The organism is Mucilaginibacter robiniae (assembly GCF_012849215.1).
Lineage (GTDB): Bacteria > Bacteroidota > Bacteroidia > Sphingobacteriales > Sphingobacteriaceae > Mucilaginibacter > Mucilaginibacter robiniae.
In genome coordinates this window covers 2,194,758-2,213,580 of sequence record NZ_CP051682.1, presented here as the reverse complement: position 1 = coordinate 2,213,580, position 18,823 = coordinate 2,194,758, and the positions used below count along the sequence as shown (strand labels likewise).

Annotated in this window: 16 protein-coding genes, 1 tRNA gene and 1 pseudogene; 12 read left to right on the top strand and 6 right to left on the bottom strand. The window is 38.7% G+C overall.

All coding sequences use genetic code 11. The features are described from left to right. The first annotated feature begins 1 nt into the window (after position 1). Both HH214_RS09915 and HH214_RS09910 read left to right on the top strand, forming a co-directional pair. Positions 2-787 carry an ABC transporter ATP-binding protein gene (locus tag HH214_RS09915; protein ID WP_169607297.1) on the top strand — a complete coding sequence of 262 codons (786 nt, stop codon included), beginning with the start codon at positions 2-4 and terminating at the stop codon, positions 785-787. Then, entirely contained in the window at positions 784-1,542 is a 759-nt protein-coding gene (locus tag HH214_RS09910; protein WP_169607295.1) for an MlaD family protein, read from the top strand. Before HH214_RS09915 ends, HH214_RS09910 begins: the two co-directional genes overlap by 4 nt. Before the next feature lie 61 nt (positions 1,543-1,603). Here the strand turns inward: HH214_RS09910 and HH214_RS09905 are convergent, their stop codons facing one another. From HH214_RS09905 to HH214_RS09890, 4 genes are read right to left on the bottom strand one after another with little or no spacing between them, the layout of a single operon-like run. After that, positions 1,604-2,116 (bottom strand): glutathione peroxidase, encoded by a 513-nt coding sequence (locus tag HH214_RS09905; protein ID WP_169607293.1) that lies wholly within the window; start codon positions 2,114-2,116, stop codon positions 1,604-1,606. A 50-nt stretch (positions 2,117-2,166) separates the two neighbouring features. Next, positions 2,167-2,592: an rRNA maturation RNase YbeY gene (gene ybeY, locus HH214_RS09900; protein WP_169607291.1), complete on the bottom strand. Its 426-nt coding sequence runs from the start codon at positions 2,590-2,592 to the stop codon at positions 2,167-2,169. Next, positions 2,593-3,015: an ATP-binding protein gene (locus HH214_RS09895; protein WP_169607289.1), complete on the bottom strand. Its 423-nt coding sequence runs from the start codon at positions 3,013-3,015 to the stop codon at positions 2,593-2,595. A 1-nt stretch (position 3,016) separates the two neighbouring features. Continuing rightward, positions 3,017-6,358 (bottom strand): DUF4175 family protein, encoded by a 3,342-nt coding sequence (locus HH214_RS09890; RefSeq protein WP_169607287.1) that lies wholly within the window; start codon positions 6,356-6,358, stop codon positions 3,017-3,019. A gap of 279 nt (positions 6,359-6,637) precedes the next feature. Between HH214_RS09890 and HH214_RS09885 the strand changes: the two genes are divergently transcribed. Continuing rightward, positions 6,638-8,284 carry an ATP-binding protein gene (locus tag HH214_RS09885; protein WP_169607285.1) on the top strand — a complete coding sequence of 549 codons (1,647 nt, stop codon included), beginning with the start codon at positions 6,638-6,640 and terminating at the stop codon, positions 8,282-8,284. Between the two features lie 152 nt (positions 8,285-8,436). Here the strand turns inward: HH214_RS09885 and HH214_RS09880 are convergent, their stop codons facing one another. After that, positions 8,437-8,796, bottom strand: coding sequence for a hypothetical protein (locus HH214_RS09880; RefSeq protein ID WP_169607284.1), 360 nt, complete (start codon positions 8,794-8,796; stop codon positions 8,437-8,439). Between the two features lie 166 nt (positions 8,797-8,962). Here HH214_RS09880 and HH214_RS09875 point away from each other — a divergent pair, with 166 nt between their 5' ends. From HH214_RS09875 to HH214_RS09845, 7 genes and pseudogenes are all read left to right on the top strand, one after another. Continuing rightward, a complete protein-coding gene (locus HH214_RS09875) occupies positions 8,963-9,292 on the top strand; it encodes an ArsR/SmtB family transcription factor (protein WP_169611106.1) in 330 nt (109 codons plus the stop codon). Positions 9,293-9,424: 132 nt separating this feature from the next. Then, positions 9,425-9,904 (top strand): annotated as a pseudogene (locus HH214_RS09870) (DUF6428 family protein); the annotation flags it as partial. A gap of 21 nt (positions 9,905-9,925) precedes the next feature. Continuing rightward, complete coding sequence (locus HH214_RS09865; RefSeq protein WP_169607282.1) at positions 9,926-10,345, top strand: arsenate reductase ArsC; 420 nt, start codon at positions 9,926-9,928, stop codon at positions 10,343-10,345. A 3-nt stretch (positions 10,346-10,348) separates the two neighbouring features. Beyond that, positions 10,349-11,419, top strand: coding sequence for an ACR3 family arsenite efflux transporter (gene arsB, locus HH214_RS09860; protein ID WP_169607280.1), 1,071 nt, complete (start codon positions 10,349-10,351; stop codon positions 11,417-11,419). A 93-nt stretch (positions 11,420-11,512) separates the two neighbouring features. Beyond that, positions 11,513-11,586: transfer RNA gene (locus tag HH214_RS09855), tRNA-Pro, on the top strand. Between the two features lie 311 nt (positions 11,587-11,897). After that, on the top strand, positions 11,898-13,127 hold the full coding sequence (locus HH214_RS09850) for a site-specific integrase (protein ID WP_169607278.1): 1,230 nt from the start codon (positions 11,898-11,900) through the stop codon (positions 13,125-13,127). Between the two features lie 107 nt (positions 13,128-13,234). After that, positions 13,235-13,864, top strand: coding sequence for a hypothetical protein (locus HH214_RS09845; protein ID WP_169607276.1), 630 nt, complete (start codon positions 13,235-13,237; stop codon positions 13,862-13,864). Between the two features lie 369 nt (positions 13,865-14,233). Here the strand turns inward: HH214_RS09845 and HH214_RS09840 are convergent, their stop codons facing one another. Beyond that, positions 14,234-14,455 (bottom strand): hypothetical protein, encoded by a 222-nt coding sequence (locus HH214_RS09840; protein ID WP_169607275.1) that lies wholly within the window; start codon positions 14,453-14,455, stop codon positions 14,234-14,236. A gap of 329 nt (positions 14,456-14,784) precedes the next feature. Here HH214_RS09840 and HH214_RS09835 point away from each other — a divergent pair, with 329 nt between their 5' ends. Together HH214_RS09835 and HH214_RS09830 are read left to right on the top strand one after the other, a co-directional pair. Next, complete coding sequence (locus HH214_RS09835; protein ID WP_169607273.1) at positions 14,785-18,333, top strand: hypothetical protein; 3,549 nt, start codon at positions 14,785-14,787, stop codon at positions 18,331-18,333. Beyond that, positions 18,314-18,763, top strand: a complete 450-nt coding sequence (locus tag HH214_RS09830; RefSeq protein WP_169607271.1) for a response regulator — start codon at positions 18,314-18,316, stop codon at positions 18,761-18,763. The genes HH214_RS09835 and HH214_RS09830 overlap by 20 nt, the downstream gene beginning before the upstream one ends. Positions 18,764-18,823 lie beyond the last annotated feature (60 nt).

The following is an 18,823-nucleotide window of genomic DNA, read 5'->3' as shown; positions in this document are numbered from 1 at the left end:
TATGGAAGAAGAAAAAGTATCGCAGCTTAATCAGGAATCTACCATACAGGATGAAGTAGTGGTAGATATAAAAGGATTGAAAAAAGCATTCGGCTCAAAAGAAGTACTTAAAAATATAAACCTGACTTTAAAAAAAGGTGAAAACCTGATTGTACTGGGCCGATCTGGCCAGGGTAAATCCGTAACCATACAGTGCATTGTAGGCTTGCTTACACCCGATGAAGGTACGGTTAAAGTATTTGGCGAAGATGTACCGCAGTTAAATAATCAACAGCTGAAAGAATTACGTACGCGCATAGGTTTTCTATTCCAAAGCGGTGCCTTATATGATTCCATGACGGTTAAAGAAAACCTAGAATTTGCTTTAACTCGCGTATTGAAAATCAAAGATCAGAGCGAACTTGACCAACGGGTACAGGAAATGCTGGAAGGCATTGGTCTGCCGGAAGCCGTAGATAAAATGCCTTCGGATTTATCAGGTGGTATGCGCAAAAGGGTAGGACTGGCCCGTACGTTGATTGTAAAGCCGGAAATTATGCTGTATGATGAGCCTACAACCGGACTGGATCCTATCACCTCACGTGAGATTAGCGAGCTGATATTGGAGATGCAGAAGAAATACAAGACATCCTCTATCATCATTACGCATGATATGGAATGTGCCCGTATCACGGCCGACCGTGTAGTAGTAATGAAAGATGGCGAATATATAGCTGAGGGTACATTTGAGGAGCTACAGCACTCAGAAGACGAATTTGTAAAATCATTCTTTTTAGATACAATATGAAGACGACATCGGGACAAAAAATAAAAATAGGCTTGTTTGTGATAATAGGCTTAGTCGTACTTTTTTTAGGTATATTCTTGATAGGTAGCCAAAAAAGTATGTTTAATTCCACATTCGGCGTTTATGGGATCTTTAAAAACGTGAATGGCCTTATGGTAGGTAATAACGTGCGTTTTGCGGGTATTAACGTAGGGGTGGTGGAAAGTATCAACATCGTAACTGATAGTAGCGTACGCGTTGATTTAACGCTAAATAACAACGTTAAAAAGTTCATCAAGAAGGATGCTAAAGTGAGTATAGGCAGCGATGGGCTTATGGGTGATAAATTGGTAGTAATTAGCCCCGGCGGCGCAGCAAGTCACGAGGTAAGCAGCGGAGATAAACTAACTGCTGTAAACCCACTGGATATTGACCGTATCATTAATAAACTAACCAGAGTAGCTGATAATGCCGAAGAACTAACCAGCAATTTAACTGGCATTGTGCGGGATATCAATCATGGTAAAGGTTCAATAGGTCGTTTACTGCATAATGATAGAATGGCTAAAGATTTAGAGACTACGGTATCATCAGCTAAAACTACCATTGCTAATGCTAATAAAACTACAACAACTTTAAACCAGGATTTAAAAGCAGCGCAGCATAACTTTTTGTTAAGAGGATTCTTTAAAAAGAAAGAGAAAGATCAAAAGCGCCGCCAAGATTCTATCAAAAAGGCTAGGGAAGAAGCTGGTAAAAAGAACAAAGAAGATTAATATTTACAAGGCTAAACAATGAATAAAAAGGCGCTTACTCAATGTAGGCGCCTTTTTAGTTTTATAACTGACTGGTAATTTCAGGTGACAATGGTTTTACCTGTGAACGGTAGCGATGAATCAGCTTGCCGTTTTCATCAATCAGGAACTTTTCAAAGTTCCATTTAATTTCGCCGGTAAAATCAGGGTTTTCTGTAGTGGTTAAGTATTTAAACAATGGGCTGATATCATCCCCTTTAACGCTAACTTTTTCACTTAACGGGAAGGTAACACCATAGTTTTTTTGGCAAAAGGTTTTAATTTCACTATTAGCGCCTGGCTCCTGTCCGCCAAAGTTGTTAGCTGGAAAACCTACTATAGTTACTTTATCTTTATATTCATCAGCCAGCTTTTGTAATTCGGCATATTGTGGTGTAAAGCCGCATTTAGATGCTGTATTAACAATCAATAGCTTTTTACCTCTGTACTTTTTTAAATCAAAGTTTTTACCATCAATAGTTTTTAGTTTGAAATCATATACGGTGGTGGTGGCTGTAGCAAACAGCAGTACAAAAAGCAGCGTTAGCATTTTCATAAATAAATGGAGTTATAATTTAGCTATAAAGGTAGGTAAATACTTGATTATTAAAAAGATTTCCTAGCAAGGTATTCGTCTTCCTTGGCTGTCATCTGCTTTTTGTGAGCAGCAGATTTATCTTTATACCCCAACAAATGCAAAGCACCATGAATAATAACACGGTGCAGTTCTGTTTCAGGGCTAACCTCAAATTTTAGGGCGTTTTCTTGAGTACGCTCTACGGAAATAAAAATATCACCATTGATTTCTCCGGCAGTATCCGAATTATCAAAGGTAACAATATCTGTGTAGGTGTCATGATCCAAATACTGCTGATTGATGTTCAGCAGGTAAGCGTCAGAACACAATATATAATTAAGTTCGCCCAGCTTAAAGCCTTCGGCTTGTATAGTATCTTTTATCCAGCGTTTAAGATTATTTTTATTTTTTAATTTATAGCTGGTATCTTCTGCAAAAAAGTGAACGGCGGCCATTTATAATTTAAACTGCAGCTCTACTTCATTGCCTTTATCATTGAATACACATTGGTCGGCCAGGTGTTTAATAATATATACGCCACGTCCGGTTAATTTTTCCAGATTTTCTTCAGCCGTAGGGTCGGGTAAATGATTATAATCAAATCCTTCACCTTCATCGGTAATGGTCCATATAGCCCGTTTAGGGTCAACATCTACATTTATGATCACCTTTTTTGCCGTATCTTGCTTGTTGCCGTGTACAATTGCATTAATAACTACTTCATTAAGGCAAGTCATCATATTGGCAAAAACATCTTCACTGATATGATATTTATCGGCTATTTCTTCAATCAAATTTTCAAGCAAAGTGATGCTATCCAGTTGTGACGGAAGCTGCAGCGTGTATAACTGCCCGGTTTGAACACTATCTGTTTGCATTTTATTTTGCATTAATTTGGCTAAAATAACGTTTAATTTTTTGTTTGTAATATAAATTCAAAGCGGAAGGCACCGTTTGCAGCTGTTCTGTTTGTTTTGCTTTATGTTGCTGAAAACCTTGCAATGCTTTAATATAACCAGGAGGCAAATCCTTTCCCGCCTGACTTTCACGTTGCTTATCCTGTTCTCGTTCCTGTTCTGCTTTTTCGGCTTCCAGCATGCGGGTTTGAATCTGCTGCTGTCTCTTTAACGATTCTTCTGTAATTTTCTTGTTTACGAGATCACTTTCTGTTTGTTCCATATCTTTGGCAATTTTGTCCAGATTGCCTAATTTGCCGGTTCCATCTTTATTGTTTTCACGGTTCAGCTGCTCAAGCTGTTGCCTGATTTGCTGCTGCTGACGGGCCATACGGGCCAACTGCTCGCTCATACTGCTGCCAGGAGCCTGGTTTTGCTGACCACCTTGCTGGCTTTTGCCCTGATTACCTTGCTGTTGCAGCTGTTCACGCATTTTTTGCATATTTTGGTTTAACTGCTGTTGCATTTGGCTAAGCTGAGCTATAGATTGTTGCTTTTTACCACCTCCCTTACCGCTATTCATAGAATTTTGCAAGTGTTCCAATGCTTCGCTCAACATTAATGCCAAATTATTCATCGAGGTCATGGCATATTGCTGGTTGCGGTTCGCTTCTGGTGTACGCCGGTCGCCTAAATTTTCCAACGCTTTATCAATATGATCATTAATGCTGCCTACTTCTTGGTTTACAGTAGCTTGTATTTGGGGTATACGTCGGCTTAAAGCATATAAGGTATCTTCAGCAGTTTTCAGGTTATCTTTAATATCTTTTTGTTTTTGCGCCATGTTAACGTAGCTTGGGTCATTGCTACTCATGCCCCGTAAGCTTTGCATTACCTTTTCTTGATTGAACGAGCTATTAACCAAAACTTTAAGCAATTCGCGCAGTTGCTGCACATCTATCCTGTTTTGCTCCTGTTCGCCTTCCTGCTCATTTTGCTGCATTTTGCTGGCCATTTGCTGCATGCGTTTAGCAGTCTGTTGCTGAGCCTGTGCTGATTTCGAGCGATTATTTTTTTGCAGTTCATCTTTACTGTTCTGCATGCTTTGCTCTACTGCATTTTCATCCTTTTCAGGTTTGTCAAAATTATTGCGGCGCTCCAACTGTTCGTTAGCTTTGCTCAGGTCATCCAATGATTTTTTTACATTCTGAAAGTCCTGCTGTAGTTTTTGCTGCTCCTGTTGTAGCTGTTGTTTGTCGGTGCCAGACTGTTGAGTTTGCTCAGCCAGCTTTTGTTGCTGTTCTGCCAGCTTGTTAAGTTGATTGACATTTTCGTTCAGCTTTTGCTCAAAATCCAGTTGTTTGTACAGTTCCAACATACGGTCCAGTTCTTTCTTGATCGATTTGTTGTTGTTCTGCATCTTGGCAATTTCATCGCGGGTAGCATCTTTTTGTTCCTGTTGCAGTAAGTTTTGCAGTTTTTTCAGCAACTCTTGCGTTTTATCATCTAATGCATTGTTGAACAGGTTTTCTATCTCTTTTTGCTTTTCCTGCAACTCCTGGCTTTGCTGCTGGTTTTCACGCCGGTTGTATAAGTTTTTTTGATTGTCTTCTTTAATATCTTTTATCAAATCATTTAGTTCGGCTTTTCTTTTCAGCAAATCCTCAATCTGTTTCTTTTCATCAAAGCTTAAGGTTGTTTTATTTAGCAGCAACTGATTAAGCTTTTGTGCCTCGCGTTCCAGTTGCCCAGCCATTTTAATAGCCGATTGCATTTTTTGCTTGACAACCTGCGTACCGGCATTTAACTGCTCATTCATTTGCTGCTCGGTAGGGGCCTGTAAGGTATGCTCGGCTGAGCGCACGCTTTTAGGGCCATTTACCCCATCATTATCGGCTACTTCAAAGTAGTAGGTAATTTGACTACCTGGCGTAATATTTAAATCTTTTAGGTTCCAGTAGTAGAAAAAGTCAGCTTGAGTTTGGCTCAAATTAGCTTTTACCGGCAAGCTTACAGTTTTACTCTTGCTACCCGCAGCTTCTGTACGGTAGTGAAAGGTTAAAGATGAAAAGCCATGATCGTCTTGTATGTTGCCAGAAAAATACAAAGCTTTACTACTTACCGAATCTTGCTTCTCCTGTACGGTAATGGCAGGCATTTCATCGGCAATAACGTTGATACGATAGCTCGTAGCCTCGCCCGCCTGCGTAGCCGATGTAAGTGGCTGTACGGTGTAAGTAGTGTTCCGGTAAATGCGTTCGGTATGCGTAAAAACATCAGTTTTTGCTGGGGTTAACTGGCGTTGTGTTTGGTTGATGCTAAAAGCCAGTTGCTGTGCAGCGCGGGTATGCAATTGCCATTCTACTGATGTACCGGCCGGCAAAGTCATGTCGCCCGCATTTGATAAAGTTTCAGTAGCTTTATGCAGGTAAGCCGGATAATTAAGCACCACATCAAAATTCAATAAAGCTGGTTTCTGGTTTACTTTAACCTGATAGGTTGCCGAAGTAAACCCGTTAGCAGTAAGCCGGAAACTGGTATTTTGTTGTAAGTTGGTAAACAGGTACTGGAAGCGGGTTAAAGTTTGCTTATCCAGTTTAAAGGTATTGCTGCCTGTTTCCAGATATAGGTTAGCCGGTAATTGGTTGCCATCCAGCTTTACCTCCAATTTTAAATCCTGCCCCTGCATTACCGATAACGATGAGTTCAGCACTACAAACTTAAATGGGGCAACTGGTGCAAAATACTGATCGTGTTTAATAAGCCTTTTGGTACTTTCTGTTAATACCGCTGGTGCTGCTATGGCCAGTATGGCAATAATAACAAAAGGACCTATTACCCATTTTAAATAACGGGCATTCTCTTTCAAATTGATGGCCGATGGAAAACTGACCGGCTTTAAAGTTTCAATTTTCTGATTAATACTGGCTTCAATCAGTAAACGGTGGCGGGCATCTTCGTTGGCCAGCTTTTTAAGCTGTAGGGTATTCAGCAATTTGTCTTTTACATCCTGAAAGTGCAAGCCAATAATTTCGGCTGCTTCATCATGCGTGAGGGTTTTGCCTAATTTTAAGTAGGCAAGTAAAGATGGAATGACCAGCCACGCTACTAAGAATAAATTTAGTATAACAAAGCTGTAAAATAGAATTGAACGTAAGGCAATATCGAAGTTGCCAAAGTACTCCAGCACTACAATAACCAAGTAAGCCGATAGTAAACCTGCTCCTAAGAAAATAAGGCCACGCAGCAAATTATTTAGATAGTATTTGCGTATAAATGTGTTTACCTTATCAATTAACAGTGTATAATTATCAACCACCGACATATTTATAAATACTAAGATAATTAAATAATAATTAAACAAAAAGAGCTGTTATGATTATGTACAACGAACTGGTTAAATTTAAATTGGGAACGTTAAAACATGTACAGTTCTCCATTTAAATTTGGTTAGCTAACTGCCTGTATAAGTTTATATAGGTATGCTTTGAACTGGTGATGATAATTGTGATAAATATTAAGCAAAAGTTATCACAATCATTTTCACCAAAACGTTGTTTCATCACATGACATACTTTGATAAATATATAATTCCGTGAGATAGATGAAAGCCGTTGCCCCTATGTTTGAAGCTTTATTTAACCAGTTAACCCATCCAGTTGCCGTATTAAAAGCAGATGTACCCAGTTTTACTATTGCAGCCGTTAATGAACAGTATAAAAAAAGCTTACGTTCAACAACAAACAACCTGATAGGTAAAGCTGCTTTCGATGTTTTTAAACCCTGGGATTCAGCCAGTGAAAAACAATTTGATTTATTAAGAAACGGATTAATACAGGCTATTACCGAGAAACAACAGGTTGATTTACCTACAATCAACTTTGAATCGTGTGTTGTGGATGGAGTACTAGCCCAGGCAAGCTGGTGGCAAATACAAATTACACCGGTATTCAGTGAAGACGGACAGGTAGATTACCTGATGTGTGTAAACCGCAATGTTACCGATCAGAAAGAAGTAAGCCTGTTGGTTGAAAATGCCAGTCAAAAAGAGCAAGAGCTGCTGGAAGAACTGCAAGCCGTGAATGAGGAACTGGCATCTACCAACGAAGAGCTTATGGCAACGGTAGATGAGTTGAACCAATCGCAGGAAAACTTATCAGTATTAAATAATGATCTGGAACAACGCATTATAGAACGTACGGCAGCGTTGGCAGCCAGTGAAAGGCGCTACAGGTCTATCTTGAATGCATTGCCACATATTGCCTGGACAAGCACGCCAGAGGGTGAGATAAATTTTTTTAACCAGCGTTGGTATGATTATACCGGGATGCATATTGAACAAACACTGGAAAAGAATTGGGAAGATATACTTCATCCGGATGATTTACAAACCGGCCTGGCTACTTACCAGAATATTATAGCCAGTCAGCGCCCAGGCGAGTACGAGGTACGTAAAAAAAGTATCAATGGAGAATACCGCTGGCATTTACTGAGAATTCAGCCCGTACGTAACGAACACGGAGAAATAGAGCACTGGGTAGGTACTTCTACAGATATAGATGCTATTAAGCAGTTACAGCAGCAAAAGGATGATTTTATTAGTATAGCCAGCCATGAGCTGAAAACACCAATAACCAGTTTAAAAGCCTCGTTGCAGTTAATAGATAAAATGAAGGATAACCCTTCTAAAGAAATGCTGCCCAAACTTATACTGCAATCGCGTAAAAGTATACAGCGTGTAAGTACATTGGTAGAAGATTTGCTCAACGTAAATCGTCTGCAGCATGGCGAAATACATTTAAACAAAACGCCTTTTATCCTATCGCAACTGCTAAATTCTATCTGTAACCCCATCAGCATCATGGGAAAGCAAAAAATTTATATTACCGGTAACCTGGAGCTGATGATTTGTGCGGATGAGCACCGGATAGATCAGGTAGTAACCAACCTGGTAAACAATGCCGTTAAGTATGCGCCCGAATCAGCCATTACCTTAAATATACAAGAAGAAGGCAGCATGGTTCGATTATCAGTTACCGATGAAGGACCAGGCATACCGGAGAATAAAATACCTCATTTATTTGACCGTTACTTCAGAGTGGATGATGCCGGATACCAAGCTTCAGGCTTGGGCTTGGGACTTTACATCAGCTCAGAAATCATCAAACGGCACGATGGTGAAATAGGAGTACAGAGCGAGTTGGGTAAGGGAAGTACCTTCTGGTTTACTGTGCCTATTGGAGCATGTTGAGCCTTTCAGAGTAAGGTATAGGTATTTGTTTAGGTAAAGCAAATAGCCTGACGTAAGTGATTTCACTTAAAAGCGGCTATTATAACAGTAGAAATTAGTATTAATTAAAAGGGACCATTAAATAGTGTAATGGTCCCTTTTATAATTATGGCTTAACCTCTGGTGCTACGACGTGGAGTAGCACGTTTAGGTACTGTTGTAGTTGTATGCTTCACGGTAGAAGTATGTACTACGTGCGATGAAGACGTATGTACCGTGTTTGTAGCAGCCTGGTGGGTAGCCGGTGTGTTTACTGTAGTTGTAGTGGTGGCTGGAGTAGCTGCAGGTGCTGTATTTACATTTACAGTGGTAGCAGCTGGTTTGCTGGTAGCTGCAGCGTTTGTACGCGGACTAGCTTTTACGGTTTCTTTTATTTTATGTCTCTTGATTTTTATTTTTAAAGAATCATATTGAGCCTGAGATAAGCCTACTAGGCCCAACAGGGTAACAGCTAAAAGGAGGGTCTTTTTCATATAATAGTCAGTATAAAATTTGTAATAAACCATCAACAGGCGTGTTGCAAGCTTTGTTTTGCGGGAGAGTAGCTCGGGTTCAGTTTTATAATTAAGAAAGCGCTTTCTATTAATAAAAGTTTACTTGACAGCTTACTATATTAATCGTAATATTGCGATTGTTATAATGGGAGTAACTAAATCAGATATATTTAATGAGCAACAGAACCAATTAGCGGTCATGTTGAAAGCCATAGCACATCCGGCCCGAATTGCTATTCTCCAATACATCATTAAAGCTAATGCTTGTATATGTGGAGACTTAGTTGATGAGCTTGGACTTGCCCAAGCTACTATATCTCAGCATTTAAAAGAACTAAAGAATGCGGGATTGATACAAGGTACCATTGAGGGAGTTAGCGTTTGCTACTGCATTGAGCCTAAAGCGTGGAAAGCTTTACAACAACAGTTAAACGGCTTCTTTGATGCTTATAAAGGACCCCTTAGCTGTTGCTAAATTTTTTATAATCAAACATCGTAATATTGCAATAAAACGTTAAGTAAATTATATATAGAACTGATGAATTGGCAAACATTTAAGGAACGGTTAGAAGCTTATCCAACTAGTATTCTATAATTTCAGTATGCGCCTGATACACTTGTAGAAGCTTCTTATCACATTACAGAAATTAAACAAGCACCTATAACCTCGGTAGACTGTGGAGGCGTAATGAACGCGTGGACAGAAGTAATTGTACAATTGTGGGTGCCTCAGAACGAGGAACAGGAAAGAGCTATGCGTGTAGATAAAGCACTATCCATTATAGCCTTAGTTGAAAAGGTGCTACCACTTAGCCCCAATGCTATGGTTAAAGTAGAGTTTGGGAATTCACAATTTGATACCAGGCAGATGTTACCCAAAGACATTCTAGTTGAAGGTGAAAATCTAATCGTAAACCTTCAGGCTGATACAGTGCAATGTAAAGCTGTTGAGCGAGGCGGAAGCTGTGGAACGAATGATAAAGGCGAGGAGTGCTGTACGCCTGTTGTTACGATAAAGCCTAAAATACAATTAAAGAACCTGGCGAGTGTTACTACAACATGTACTCCCGGTTCTGGTTGTTGCTAAGTATTTTAAACAATAAAGACGATGAAGAACATTTTAGTCCTGTGCACCGGAAACAGTTGCCGCAGCCAAATAGCTCATGGCTATTTGCAAAGCTTTGTGGGTGATAAGGCTCATATTTATAGTGCCGGAATAGAAACACATGGTGTTAACCCTAAAGCCATAGCCGTTATGGCCGAGGATGGCATAAACATTTCACATCATACCTCAAATCATGTAGATGAATATGTAACGGTACCCTTTGATTGTATAATAACGGTTTGTGACCATGCTAACGAAGCTTGCCCTTTCTTTCCGGGCAACTTACAACGATTTCATCACAACTTTCCTGATCCGGCAAAGGCAACGGGCACACCAGAAGAAATCATGAATGAATTTAGAAAAGTAAGGGAGATGATAAAGACTTATGTTCACAACTTCGTTGCTGAGTATATTAACGTTTAAAAGATGAGTGTCAATAATTGTGCACCTGCTGCAAACCGTAAGCAGCTCAGCTTTTTAGATAGCTATCTAACTTTATGGATATTTATTGCGATGGCAATTGGTGTAATCGCGGGTTATTGCTTTCCATCATTAGCAGGTACGATAAACGGTTACTCGAGCGGTACAACTAACATTCCGATAGCTGTAGGTTTAATACTGATGATGTACCCGCCGCTGGCTAAGGTAAAGTACGAGAGCTTAGGGCAAGTGTTTAAGAATACCAAAGTGCTTAGTGCTTCGCTACTGCTAAATTGGGTCATCGGCCCGGTACTGATGTTTGTGCTGGCCATACTCTTTCTCAAGGATAAACCAGATTACATGGTTGGACTTATCATGATTGGCTTGGCCCGTTGCATTGCTATGGTGATTGTATGGAATGAGTTAGCAGAGGGAGACCGAGAATATGCCGCAGGATTAGTTGCGTTGAACAGCATTTTTCAGGTATTGCTTTATAGTGTTTATGCATACCTGTTTATCACTATTTTATTGCCCCTGTTTGGCATAAAGGGCATGCGGGTGAATGTTGGTATGGGTGAAATAGCAAAGTCGGTAGGTATATACTTAGGATTACCATTTGCAGCAGGTGTACTCAGTCGTTATCTGCTTATCCGAACCAAAGGCCTAGACTGGTATAACCAGCGTTTTGTTCCCCTAATATCTCCTATAACGCTGCTTGCACTATTATTTACCATTATTGTAATGTTTACCCTGAAAGGCCAGCTTATCGTACAATTGCCTTTTGATGTAATCCGTATTGCATTACCACTGGTCATCTACTTTGCTGTAATGTTCTTGGTTAGCTTCTTGGTTGGGAAGCGGTTAGGTGCTGATTACACAAAGAACGTAGCCATAGCGTTTACAGCCGCAGGGAACAACTTTGAATTAGCTATAGCCGTCGCAATCGGCGTATTTGGCATTAACTCAGGACAGGCGTTTGCCGGCGTTATAGGGCCGCTGGTTGAAGTGCCGGCACTGATAGCCTTAGTTAAGGTGGCTTACTGGATAAAGGCCACTTGGTATGATAAACCTGTGTAAGGAAAAATTATATATTTGCAACCCAATATTTGTACTCTTTGTCAATAGCGGATTTCTAAATAGTATTTCATTAACAAAGAGTTATAAAAGCTTCGGGATGTAGCGTAGCCCGGTATCGCGCCAGCATGGGGTGCTGGAGGTCGTAGGTTCAAATCCTGCCATCCCGACAATTAGACCTCTAAAAGTCGGTAAAACCCCTTAAATCGTATGATTTAAGGGGTTTTTTATTTTATTCCACCCCAAGTTATTCAAGTAAAACCAAAGAAAATGAGACCTATTCGGTTACCCATTTTTAATTCTTAGGTTTGGGTCACTGAAAGTATTATAACTTGTTGATAGTCAGTAATTTGATGAGTTAATTTTGATCTGTTTTAATGCGATTTGATGGCTGTATTCCAGTCGAATCGGTATCCTTCTTTCAAGGGACATATCCAACCGGTCAAAACCATGCTTTTGTAAATTATTAACAAAAATAGCTATGAGTACGACAAACAACACTTTTGGCGTTGCCTTTTACCTGAAAAAACAAAAGACTAACCAGGCTGGAAAGTCACCGATCTATGCCCGTATCACTGTAAACGGCAAGCGTATTGAAATTTCTGTTAAACGTTCCATTGAGGAAAGTCACTGGAATCCCGTTAAGGGGATGGCAAAAGGTAGTAGGGAAGAAGTTTCCAAATTGAATAAATACCTTGACCAGTTTAAGGCTGGTATAATAGAGAGTTACCAACAGCTCTTATTGCAAAAAAAGTTTATCACCGTAGAAATCTTAAAGGAAAAAGTAACCGGAGGAGATCAGGCAGAGTTTACGCTCTGTAAATTGATGGAGTATCATAATGCCGAGCAAGCAAATGTCTTGGAACCTGGCACCATGAAAAACTATAATACCACCCAAAAATATATCAAGGAGTTTATCAAAGAACGGTTTAAAGCGAGTGATAAATACCTGTCAGAATTAAGCTACAAGTTTATTACTGATTTTGAGTATTACCTACGAAACAGAACACCGGAGAAAGGGCAAAAGCCATTAAATAACAATGGCCTGATGAAACACATTGAAAGGTTCTGTAAGATGATCAACCTTGCTGTCAAGCTGGAATGGATTGATCGCAATCCATTCCACGCTTACCAATTGAAATTTGACAAGGTCGAAAGGGAGTATTTAACCAAAGACGAATTGGCAAGGATTGAAAAAAAGCATTTCAATATTGTACGGTTACAAGTCGTGCAAGACCTTTTTATATTCAGTTGCTATACCGGATTGGCCTATATCGATGTGTTTAACCTCACCCCTGATAATTTGGTAAATATATCCGAAAATAAAATATGGATCATGACCAGCAGGCAAAAGACTAATGAGCCTGTCAAAATCCCTTTGTTGCCAAAAGCTTTGGCTATCATACAAAAATACAAAGGCCATCCGCAGGCGTTGGCTCAGGGCAAGGTACTGCCAACGTTGAGCAATCAGAAATTAAACAGCTATTTAAAGGAAATAGCTGATACGTGCGGCATCACTAAACCGCTTACCTTTCATATTGCACGGCATACATTCGCTACAACGGTAACCTTAACCAATGGTGTACCCATAGAAACCGTTAGCAAGCTATTAGGTCATAGCAAGCTATCAACTACCCAAATCTATGCAAAAGTCGTTGAGAGTAAATTGGGCGATGATATGGCAAGGCTTAGTGAACGGCTGCAAGCATAATCGTAAAGGTTAGTTAATTTTTGTTTAAATGAATATAGTACATAAATAAGCGCAAGACCAACAATCGGATTTATTAAATAACTTTGTTAACTTAATTATAAATAGCAATGGGGAAATCGTTCTATGATCTTGATTATATCATCGAAATTAACGAAAAGCGGGTGGAACAATATACATCTGCATACCAACAAGTATTGTCAAAACTGACCAATATCATTTTAATTTATTCCGCAATAGCTATTTTTTTGATACCGATTATCCAAGAAGTTTTTACACCTGGTAAAAGCATTGTTTTATATATCTGTTTTACTTTATTTACAGGTTTATTTATAACCTCATTAGTATTTACCATTAAGTTGATATTCCCCATAGAAGTGGCTTATCTAACAGAACCAGGAAAATATTATAAAGACTTCCGAATTCAATACGAACTTACTGAACCGGATCAAGGTAAGGTAGATAATGCATTAAAGGCATCCTATATTGGTGAACTTGAAAAGGCCGTTGAGGTTAATGACAAAGTGTTTAAGCGTAAAAGTTCCTTTTATTATAACGCCTTGATTTTTGCACTGACATCAACCATTCCTTTTTTGCTTTGTTTAGGTTATCATATATTCCAAAAAGATGATAAGGTTCAAAAAATAGAAATTGTAAAATCAAAGATTAATTGTAACTTAGATAAAAAATCAGGCAATGGCCAATCAAAACACACAGACACAACCTGCCGCTACCACTAGTAGCACAACTACGACAACCACGCAGTTGCCAGGGATGAATAATGTGCAGGTGATTGTTTCTGCACCGCAGTTGGTGAAGGAAAATTCTCAGTATTCATCCACAGATAAAAAGAAGTAAATACACGTTATTAAAAAATTTAAAGGCACTCGTTAGAAGTGCCTTTTTCGTTAATAGCTTAGTGTAACCTATTCATAATGTGGCTGACGGGTGGTACGATGTTTCTATCCGAAACCCGATGCAATTGCAACCATATACCGGAAAAGGGAACCGTATTTTTCGGAGTTTTATACGGATCACTTGCAAAACGCATTCCAAAATCTTTGTCATACTGGTTTCGTAAGTAATCATTATTAAGTTTGTGTCCAATCTTATAAGGGTTCGTTGTCGGTTGTTCGATGTGAATTATTAGTTACATCAGGCGTTCTAATCCCATACTCACTGCTTAGAATGATTGATAGTAGTATGCCTGGCTTTTGTAAATTTTCTTGATCGCTTCCACCCCGCGTAAGTAGTTCTGCAATAATTCCCGTTTCTCTGTTAGTAATATTAAACTTTTCAGTGGTAGAACGTAGAACGGTATTAGTTTCCATGATTGTATGATTGAGGTTGTATATCTAAAGTAAATTTTTATAATGAATATGCTTTATAATTCTATGCAATTGGCTTCGCACCGAAACATTCGCTGTATCTGCCCTTAGAATGTCAAAATTTTTTACTTACAGGGTATTGCCTTCATTTTTGATGTAATTAACGCTATCTGTAATACTCAATATGTTCGTATAAACCACCATATTTCGAAGCAATCTCAACAATCGCCAATTTGTAAATTCTAAATGATCCATCAAAGTTCATATATTTGAACTACAATTATTTAACCTACACAGCTCAATAAATTAATACCATCGAGTACTATTGATCTATGGCACAAACAAAAACCGCTAACATATCCTCATTAATATTTAAATTTCTATCAGAAAAAGATCGGTATACTTTTCTAGCGAAACTCAGGGTAAGCATACCACAATCGCAATATGGAGTTTTTGCAGATGAAATTCTTAAATACCCAGCGGCATTAAACAAAATTGCCGCGTTTAAAGATAAGCCCACCTACGCAGACCTTCAGGAATTCAAAACTTTATCTCCAATAGACATTTATTCAGAATTAAGTTGGATGAAAGCGTTCTTAATACGTACGGTTTCCAAACTGCAAGAATTCATCAATTTGTCAAAGGATTTTTCAAAGGCTATTGTTTGTGCAGATTATTCAAAAGCTACCAATTTACTAGAACAAATCGAAGAAAGATATGGCTGTTCCATCTGGCTCATTAAAAACAAGATGGCATTGTTGCAAATTAGTCAGGGACTGCAAAGCCAAAAATCATATGCCGACCTTATTAAGAAAGAAGTTAATCATACAGGCACAATCGCCTATTTGACGTATTGGATCAGTCTTCGGAATGAGGAGTCGGTAACAGCGAATCGTTTTGAGTACCAGTTCGAACAAAATTATAAGGACTGGAACCATAAAACACAAGATGATCTGGGTACCTATATCAGATTTCATTTATTAGGCGATGAATCTTGCGAGGTAGAAGATGCAATTAGTTTACCCAGAATAGATTTTTCAAGGTCGCTTATAGATTTTTACGAATCTTTCTTGACTTTTTGCAGGCTTGCTACAATTTCAGACGCCAATTTTAAATCAAGCGTGACCTATGCACTTAAAGCTTTACAAGAAAAGATCGAGGATCAACGGGTGAACTTTTTGGTTGCACTGCATTCCGGGGTAAGTTGTAAAAAATGCAATAATGTATATGCTTATGAGGCCTACGATCAATTTATACAGGGAAACATTATTGAAGCTTCAGAGCTGGCAAAGATAGGATTAATAGAGGAACCTGATGATATTTACCTATTGTTTCTCGTATCGTTTACAAAAGCCTTACTGTCTGAACCTCCTAGTGTCAAAAGTGAAATACAGAATTTATCTGAGCAATCAATTCTTGCCGACACTCCACATTCAGAATCGATTACTTCCGATTCTTCTCTAAGTATCAATGAAAATATTCAAACTGCTCTTTCAGAACTCTTCAGGTCGGGTTTGGGAAATCAGCTCGCGTTAAATACAATAGAAAAACTATTTCTGAATTTTGCTGGGTTGGCTTGGTCCGGGGTATTTAACCTTGCCGTAAACTATATTGACTCCGAGCAGATTGATCAAAAGCAAACGATTGGGCATTTACTTAAGTCGGGACATATTCACCCACTACTGGTAAAGGCGACTGAAAATCATCCGTTATTTCACCCTTGTCTTACCTCTTCCTTAGCACACAACGATTCAATAGGTGTTAAATTTACAATGAATTCCTCTACACAAGATCTGTCCAATCTTGTAGGAACAAAACTTTTTGACGAAGAAGTTTATTTGCATCAAGGTAAAAAAGCATTTGCACAAAAAGACCTTGAGTTGGCTATTGATTTCGCAAACAAGCTGACCACATCATCCCACAGTTTTTACAGAATACAGGGTATTCAGCTTACGACAGCTTCTTTATTGCTATCGAATAGGATATGTGACGTTTGCTGCTATATTGCGCAACACTACGTCATTGATAATTCTATTGCAACTATTTTTCCGCTCGAAGAATTAGCAAAGATATTAGCCCCACAAACGGCTGAATGGAGATCTGTTAATCATACGATGGCACTTTCCATCGTATTAGACGCTATCATTAAACAATCTATAAGCATAGAAGAATCCTACAGAGCTTTTGCTTGTGAAGATTATCTTACTAAAAATGGATTCTTAAAACCGTCGGAAGTGCCTTTTGATGAAAGTTCGGAAATGATCTATTACTTCCGGTATCTATGTATAGAGTCTATCATGGATATTTCTACAGAATACGATACCCCGGACGAAGTAGAAAAAGAAAGAATGCTAATTCTGAAGAAACTAGTAGAAATAGATGAAACTAATAGATTTGAGTATCAGCTAGAGATAAAGAAAATTATACGCAAACAAGTTATTCGTCAAAAAATGCTCGAAATGGAGCAAAACAAGATATATGTTGACCTTGAAAAGTTCCGGGCTTGGGCAACCAAGGAGATCAAAGAAAGTTTTTTGAGATATCGGGTTTATCTTAAAAGTGGTTTAGATGTATCCTCTCAACAACAATCCGTAGAAGCCAAAACTAAAAACTACGAAAATGATATTGTCGGTTTGATTAATATGGTTGTACCGATAAACGAGCCTTTTTCGCTGTTGAAGTCTATTTTGGTTCAAATATTGGAAGCGTATCGCTCTTCGTCTGAATTTGGTCTCGATAAATACTTGAGCACACGATTGAGGCATGGGGCGATAGAAAATCAACTCCGTAAATTCATGTCACAAAATCACCTGATCACTAAAAAGGAGAGTAAGGATGGCATTTACAAAAGGAACTTCCACTGGATCGGTATATTAGGGGAGGATCTATATCAATCCCGCGATTTAGATCCCATCTTTAGAAGGTTTTCCGAACGGTATGACAAGTTTATTGATATGATCAAAAACGAATGGATTGTCATCAATCGAGGGAATAACGATCGAGCCTTGTTTATGCCGCCATTACGTGATGGAGAAGTTGCATTGCTACAATCAAAAATATCGGTTGATACCAGTTTTACCCAATTTATGGAGATCGTGATCAGTTATATGGAGGAAAGGCTGACCGGCACACTAGAATTGGTAAAAGAGAAATTAAACGATGTCGCAAAACCGGATGTCATAAAAATGCTAAACAATTTGCAGCAACAGGTGGCTAAAGGTGGCGACATTAGTGAACTTGACAATGCAATTCACACCTGCCGGACCCAAGTTCAAAGTGTTTTCGAGCGTATTAGCGACTGGTTCAATCCGGCAGCTTCTTTTGAAAACACGGAATTTCCATTAGAAGATGCGATCACTGTTGCTGAAGCCATCGTCCAAGATACCACTCCGGAGTTTAGCGTTCGTTTTAATATTGAAAAAAGAGAGGAACCAGTCAAAGTCAATAAGTTGCCGATCTTTTTCGACATTATGACCAACGCATTTGAGAATGTAGTAAAAAGAGCAGGACTGGATATTCCAATGGTTGATCTAAATATTTCCGTTATCGATAATGGTGATGAAGAAATGCTTTATTTTAATTTCACTAATGAGTTAGGACCCGATGTTGATTTAGACGCTCTTAACAGTTTGATCATTGAAAAAAAGTTGAAGATCAAAGAAAATAGCTACCATTCTGAGATAATAAAAGAAAACGGTTCGGGACTATATAAAATTGCGCAAAGTCTTAAGGATCTAAACCAATCGCCAAACTACATGGTTACAATAGATTTTGGTTTAGATGGCCGTTCTTATTTTCTTAATCTTACTTTCCCGCCTACCAAAAAAAATAATGATAATTTAACATTAATTAATTTGACAGATGCGAATCCTTATAGTTGAAGACGATGATGACAAACGCATTCAAATTAGCAAATTTGTCTGTGAAGATATTTCCAGTGATTACGCAGAAGCAAAGTCCTTAAAAACAGCCTTAAGGACTATCATTGATGAAAAGTTCGACTTGATACTCTTGGATATGACTATGACTACTTTTGATGTTGCATCTGGTCAACAAGGTGGACGGCCCCAGTCATACGCTGGAAAAGAATTGTTATTACAAATGGTTAGACGTGACATCAAATACCCGGTGATCGTTGTAACCCAATTTGATATTTTTGAGCCTAATGGCGAAAAAATAACCTTAGAACAATTGGATCATGATTTGTGTGATCAATTTCTAGGCACATACTTAGGCGCGGTTCACTTCAATGTCAAATATGATGACTGGCGCGATAAAATAAAAGAGCTTATTAAAATCAACCATCTATAAATAATGTTTAAGATCCTAGTAGTAGAAGACGAATCGTATAAGATAAAGCCCCTCTTTCAA